Origin of the sequence: Streptomyces sp. NPDC048521 (assembly GCF_043199855.1) — a bacterium.
GTDB lineage: Bacteria > Actinomycetota > Actinomycetes > Streptomycetales > Streptomycetaceae > Streptomyces.
Genome location: NZ_JBICWR010000026.1, coordinates 90,177 through 96,176, shown reverse-complemented (window position 1 = coordinate 96,176; position 6,000 = coordinate 90,177). Strand labels below are relative to the sequence as shown.

At 69.8% G+C, this 6,000-nt stretch carries 5 protein-coding genes and 1 pseudogene; 1 reads left to right on the top strand and 5 read right to left on the bottom strand.

Annotated elements, in window-relative coordinates; all coding sequences use genetic code 11:
- From ACGFRF_RS37930 to ACGFRF_RS37910, 5 genes and pseudogenes are all read right to left on the bottom strand, one after another.
- Positions 1–176, bottom strand: a pseudogene (locus ACGFRF_RS37930) (methylmalonyl-CoA carboxyltransferase); the annotation flags it as partial.
- A gap of 120 nt (positions 177–296) precedes the next feature.
- Positions 297–539, bottom strand: a complete 243-nt coding sequence (locus ACGFRF_RS37925) for an acyl-CoA carboxylase subunit epsilon (RefSeq protein WP_393748031.1) — start codon at positions 537–539, stop codon at positions 297–299.
- A gap of 75 nt (positions 540–614) precedes the next feature.
- A complete protein-coding gene (locus tag ACGFRF_RS37920; RefSeq protein ID WP_393748029.1) occupies positions 615–1,250 on the bottom strand; it encodes a ScbR family autoregulator-binding transcription factor in 636 nt (211 codons plus the stop codon).
- Positions 1,251–1,442: 192 nt separating this feature from the next.
- On the bottom strand, positions 1,443–2,681 hold the full coding sequence (locus ACGFRF_RS37915; protein ID WP_393748027.1) for a cytochrome P450: 1,239 nt from the start codon (positions 2,679–2,681) through the stop codon (positions 1,443–1,445).
- A gap of 154 nt (positions 2,682–2,835) precedes the next feature.
- Positions 2,836–3,555: a ScbR family autoregulator-binding transcription factor gene (locus ACGFRF_RS37910; RefSeq protein WP_393748025.1), complete on the bottom strand. Its 720-nt coding sequence runs from the start codon at positions 3,553–3,555 to the stop codon at positions 2,836–2,838.
- Between the two features lie 417 nt (positions 3,556–3,972).
- Here ACGFRF_RS37910 and ACGFRF_RS37905 point away from each other — a divergent pair, with 417 nt between their 5' ends.
- Positions 3,973–5,913, top strand: coding sequence for an acyl-CoA dehydrogenase (locus ACGFRF_RS37905; protein WP_393748024.1), 1,941 nt, complete (start codon positions 3,973–3,975; stop codon positions 5,911–5,913).
- The last annotated feature ends 87 nt before the right edge of the window (positions 5,914–6,000 follow it).

Below are 6,000 nucleotides of genomic sequence, written 5' to 3'. Positions count from 1 at the left end.
AGGAGCAGCTCGATCCGCTCCCGCGCCGTCAGCTTGCCCTTGGCGTGCTGCGCCTCGGTCGCCTTCTCGCTGGGGCCTGCCACTGCCTGCGCACGCACCGTCCGCAGTTCCGCGACGCGTGCGCGGGCGGCGGTCACCTCCCCCGAGACACGGGGTGTGTCATTCACAAGGGTCACGGCGTATCCCTCCCACGTGGTGAGGCCCGGAGGAGGATGCTCCCGCCGACAGACCGCCTGTGCGGTTCCTGCGGCCGGAGGTACGGGCCGTATACGAATCAGCCATGGACGATGGCGGCTCTACCGCCAGCTGTACGGGGAGCTGTAGGCGGCGGGTGCCCGTTCCGGGCGCCACCGCGGGACGCCGGGGTTCCGCACCGCGCCCGTGTCGTCGCCTCGGTCGGCCAGGAGCGAGAACAACACGGCGGTGACCGCGGCCAGTTCCGCCTCCGTCGCCCGGCCACGCTCCACCCGGAGCACGGCGTGCACGCCGCTCACGGGGCCGGCTCCCCCCTGGTCGACCTTGCGGTCCGTATCGCCCATGCCACCTCCTCTTTTCGGCAACCGTCCGACACCGCGCTCAAGTGGGGCTTTGGGCCCGCTGGAAGAACACTCGGCTCAGTGGATGCGGTCGTGCCGCTGGTCACCGCGCATCACCAGGTCGAGCACACGCTCGGGGGCCGCCGCCAGCCACGGCAGGACGAGGGACCAGAACCGCGCCAGGCGCTCGGCCGAGGGCCACTCCGCCTCCGCCATGGCGATCACCGCGAACCCGACGGTGGCCGCGACGATCGCCGTCGTCGCGTCGCCGGGCGAGACGTCCTGCGCCAGCTCCCCCGAGTCCTGTGCCTGCAGGACCAGTTCCTGCACGAGGCCGCGCCACCAGTTGAGCATCTCCGCGTCACTCTTGCGCGACGGGTCGCCGCTCAGTTTGAATCCGGCTCGGAGCACCGGGTCGTCGGCTGCGGCGAGCAGCAGTCCGAACGCCGTTCGGACCAGAGCCTGCAGCGCGGAGCCGGCCGCGTTCTGGCAGCCCTCGGCCAGCTGCTGCCCGGAGCCCGTCGCCTTGGACTCCACCTCCTTGGCCAGGTCGTCCTTACTGGTGAAGTGGAAGTGCAGGGCACCGGAACTCACCCCGGCGCGTTGGCTGATGACGGAAAGGGAGGCCATGGCGTACCCGTCGGCGGCGAACACCTCGGCCGCCGCGCGGATCAGGGCCTGACGCGTCCGCACCGCTCGGTCCTGCTTGACCACCTCGCCTCCTTTCGCCCGGGACGGGGATTTTAGCAAACCGCACGCTTGGTTTGTTTACAGGGTCGACATCGAAGTTCGGACGACAGCCCCAACCAGCCCCCCTGCACGTCGGCCTCACCCGTCCACCGGAAAAGCAGCAGGACTCCGCCGCCCGGGCCGGGCGGCGGAGTCCTGCTGGTCGACGCGTGCGGGTCAGTCCGCGGGGGTCAGTATCACCGGCAGCTCGCGGTAAGAGTTCATCAGGAAGCTCTGCATGGGCTGGAGTTCCTTCGGGGCGCAGGCCAGCCGCATCCGGGGGAAGCGCTCGAACAGGGCGGCGAAGGCTCCGGTCGCCTCCACCTCGGCGAGCGGGGCGCCCATGCAGCGGTGCGTGCCGTATCCGAACCCGATGCTGTTCTTCTCGCGGTCCTTGCGCAGTACGTCGAAGCGGTCGGCGTCCTCGCCGTAGCGCTCGGGGTCCAGGCCGCCGGACGCGAAGTTGACCAGGATCGCGTCGCCCTTGCGGATCGTCACGCCGTCCAGGTCGATGTCCTCCACGGCGAACCGCATCGGAGCGTAGGCGCCGGGGGTGTGCACCCGCATGGTCTCGGCGGACACGTCCTGCCAGCTCGCCCGGCCCTCGAGGACGTGCTCCAGCTGGTCGGGGTGGCTCAGCAACGCGCCCACGGCGTTGGTGATCAGCGCGGCGGTGGTGTCCTGCCCGCCCGCGATCATGAGGAAGAGGGTGCCGAACAGTTCCTCCTCGCTCAGCCGGTCGCCCTGGTCCCGCGCCTCGATCAGCGAGGAGGTCAGGTCGTCGCCGGGCGCGGCCCGCCTGGTCGCCACGTGCTCGGCCAGCAGCATGAACGCCTGCATCCGTGCCGCCTCGATCTCCTGCCCGGAGATGGTGGTGCTGAAGACCTTGTGCAGCGCGACGCACAGGGCGTCCGTGGCCTCCCCCTGCGGGATGCCGAACAGCTCGCAGATGACCCGCATGGGCAGCAGTTCGGCGAAGGCGGTCCGCAGATCGACCGGTGTGCCGGCCGGGGTGGCGGCGAGCTTGTCCACGAGTTCGGCCGTGATCTCGGCGACCCGGGGGCGCATGGCCTCGGTGCGGCGCGCGGTGAACGCCCCGTTGACCAGCCGGCGCAGCCGGGCGTGGCTCTCGCCGTAGGTGAACAGCATGTTCTCGTTGGCCACCCATGGATACAGCGGCCAGTCCTCGGTGATCTTCCCCTCGATGAACGCCGGCCAGTGCCGACGGGCGTCCCTGGAGACACGCGGGTCCGTCAGCAACTGCTCGACGTAGTGCTGCCTGACCACGGCCCAGGCGATCACACCGCCGGGCAACTCCACTTTGACGGCCGGGCCCTGAGCCCGCAGCATCGCCGCCTCACCTGCCAGGTCACGCCCTGTCACGTCCAGGGCGTAAGGGCAGGAAGTCGTCTTCATCGTCGTTTCTCCCCGGGTCTCGGTCGTGCACACGTTTGCGTCGTGCCATGCCCAGGGGAGGGGTCCCCCGCCCTCCCCTCCGAGGGCGTACGGAATCCACGCCCCCGACGACTGTTCATTTGTCCTGCTGTGCGGCCGGCGTCCGGTCGGGACGTCAGCCGGTGGCGCCGATCTCCTCAGCGGCCGGGCCGGTTACGCCCGGTCGGCCCTGCCCGCCCGCCTCCCGCAGCTTCAGCGCGGCCTGGTAGACCCGGGCCCCCCGGTCCACGGCCGTGTCGAGCTGCATGAGCACCGCCGGGACCGCGATGCTCGCCATCAGGTGCCGGTACAGGTCCGCGACCCGCTCCTGCAGATCGGCATGGTTCGTCATGATCTTGGACAAAACCTGAACGCCGGTGAACGCTCCGACGAACATCCGGGCCGCGGCCGTCACGTCGACGTGCGGCAGCACTTCCCCGTTGTCCTTCGCCTTGCCGAGGAGTTCGACGTTGAAGTCGAGCCATGCGCTCATCGGCACCCGCCGGTCCAGGCCGTCGTTCGGGGCCCCCTGATCGACCGTCAGCCGTATGCTGCCCTGCACGACCGGGTCGCCCGAAGCGAGCAGGTGCGCGATCAGGAACGCCTCGTCCAGGCCCTGCTGGAGCATCAGCTCCTGCTGCGGCGCGGTCGGGACCGCGCTCAGCTGGCCGGCCAGGACCGCCTGCGCCAGTTCCTCCTTGGAGGCGAAGTGGAAGTACAGGGCCCCCTTGGTGACGTCGGCCCGGTGCAGGATCTCGGAGATCGTCGCCGCCTCGTACCCCACCTCGGCGAAAACCGCGGCGGCCGCGACGAGGATGGCACGCCTCGTCCTGATGGCCCGCTCCTGAAGTGCCACGGCCCGACCTCCGCACTGTTCATCCGACTCTGGTCAAGAAAACTAAACCGACAGGTTTGTATCCCGCCACCCCAGGTTGAGCGATCAACCATGGAGGGGTGCATTGCCCGCCTATACGGCATGCCGCCAGGTATGGGCGTTTAGCCCTGGCCGCATTTTCACGGGAACGAAACCTTCCGCTTGGTATTTTTTGTGTTCGCTCAGTGATACTACCCGACGGAGTCACTCTCGAACGGCTGGTCGGAATCGGTAATTCCGCTCGTCATCCACTCGGATCGCCCTCGAGACAGCACAACTGGCAACTACTGGCCAGCTGTGATTTAGCTCAACTTGGGCTTGATAAGAAAACCGGTGGGTCCGTATCTTTTGGGCCCTGCACATCCAGCTCCGGATCTGCGACAACGGGGAGAGAAGGTCATGACCCTTCTGACAGTCCAGCCCGGCACGCGTCCCACGGGGGACCACGCGCAGCACGAACGAGAGGCTCCGGTTCCGCTCGCGGGCGAGCCGGTGGCAGCGAGCGGCCCAGGAGGAAGCGGAACGGCACCCGCCGCCGAACTGGCCCGGCTCCTCTTCGGCCAGGACGACGAACGGGAACGAGTCCACCGCAGGTGGCGCCGGCTGATATGCGACGACACCTTCCGCCACCACCCTGACCGCTCCCCCGCCGAACAGGCGGCCCAGTCCTACGAGTGGCTACGGCTGGTCAACGACACCGCTGGAGACGCGGAGAGCCTCGCCAAGGACCCGGGTCTGCTGGCGGGCCTGCACGAGTGGGCGGCGATCGTGGACGGCGGCGGGGGCCTGTGCACGGTGGCGAGCATCCACTACAACCTGTTCCTCGGCAGTCTCCTCGACCACGAGACCAGCGGCCGGGACCTGTCCGAGTTCACGTCGATGCGCCGCATCGGCACGTTCCTGTGCACCGAACTGGACCACGGCAACGACAGCTCGGCATTGGAGACCACCGCCGAACTCGACCGGGAGACCGGCGAGTTCATCCTCAACACGCCGCACCCCGGCGCAGAGAAGTTCATGCCCAACACCAGCACCACCGGCGGCCCCAAGACGTCCGTGGTCGCCGCCCGGCTCATCGTGGAGGGCCAGGACCAGGGCGTGTTCCTGTTCCTGACGCCGCTGAGCGACGAGCGCGGCCTGCTGCCCGGCATCCGGGTGCGCCGGCTGCCGCTGCGTCCCGGCGCGCCGGTCGACCACTGCCTCACCGCGTTCGACCGGGTACGGCTGCCCCGCGAGGCACTGCTGGAGGCGGAGCACGGCCGGTGCGGCGAGGACGGCACCCTGGTCAGCAACGTGGGTAACCGACGCAAGCGGTTCCTGCGCTCCATCGGCCGGGTCACCATGGGCAAGCTGTGCATGAGCGGCGCGGCCGTCGGCGCCGCCCGGGCTTCCTTGGCCATCGCCGTACGCTACGGCGAACACCGCGAGGTGGCCGGGCCGAAGGCGGGCGAGCGCATCTCCGTCAACAACCACCGCAGTCACCACGCCCGGCTGCTGACGTCGCTGGCCTCGGCGTACGCGATGACGTTCCTGCACCGCTCGGTACTCGCCGACTGGGCCGCGCACACCGACGACGACCGCGACGACGTGGAGCGTGAGGTGGCCATCGCCAAGGGGTGGATCACCTGGCAGGCCCGCTCCATCACCATCGAGGCCCGCGAACGGTGCGGTGCGCAGGGCCTGTTCGCGGTCAACGGTCTGATCGGGCTCCCCCAGTACACCGAGGGGACCATCACCGCCGAGGGCGACAACCTGGTGATCTGGGCGAAGGCGGCGGCGGAGATGCTGTTCGGCCATGAGGCAGCGTCCGGTGCGATGCAGCCGGCGGGGCCGGACGCGCTCACCGATCCCCGCTATCTGCGCGCGCTGCTCGCCCGGTCCGAGGCGGTCTGGCAGGCAAGGGCCCGTGTCGCTCTGCGCCGCGGCCCCTCCAAGAACCCGGTGGCCCGCTGGAACAAGTCGTCCTCGGCGGCCCTGGAGATGGTCTCCGTGCACGCCGTGCTCCGGGCGGCCGACGCGTTCATCGATGCGGCCGAACAGTCGGCGGACCCCGAGGCACGCAAGCTGATGGAGCGACTGTGCGTGCTGTTCCTGCTGGACCAGCTCGCCGGCCGGACCGGCGACCTGCTGGCCGAGGGGCACCTGAGCGCCGAGCAGGTGCGCGAGCTGCCGTTCGTCGCGGACGAGATGATGGACGACCTCGCCCCGTGCCTGACCACCCTGGTCGACGCCTTCGACCTGCCCGACGAGTACCTGGCGGGCGTGCCCATCGCCAACGACGCCCGTGTCTACCTCGCCGACCACGCGGGCGTCACCGCGTACGCGGGTTCCACGTCCTGACCTCGTCCCTGTCGTCGAGAGGGTGCCGGTGAACGCCGACTGCATCGGCACCCCCGTGGCGGCGCTCCCTGAGCCGGGCGGGAGTCC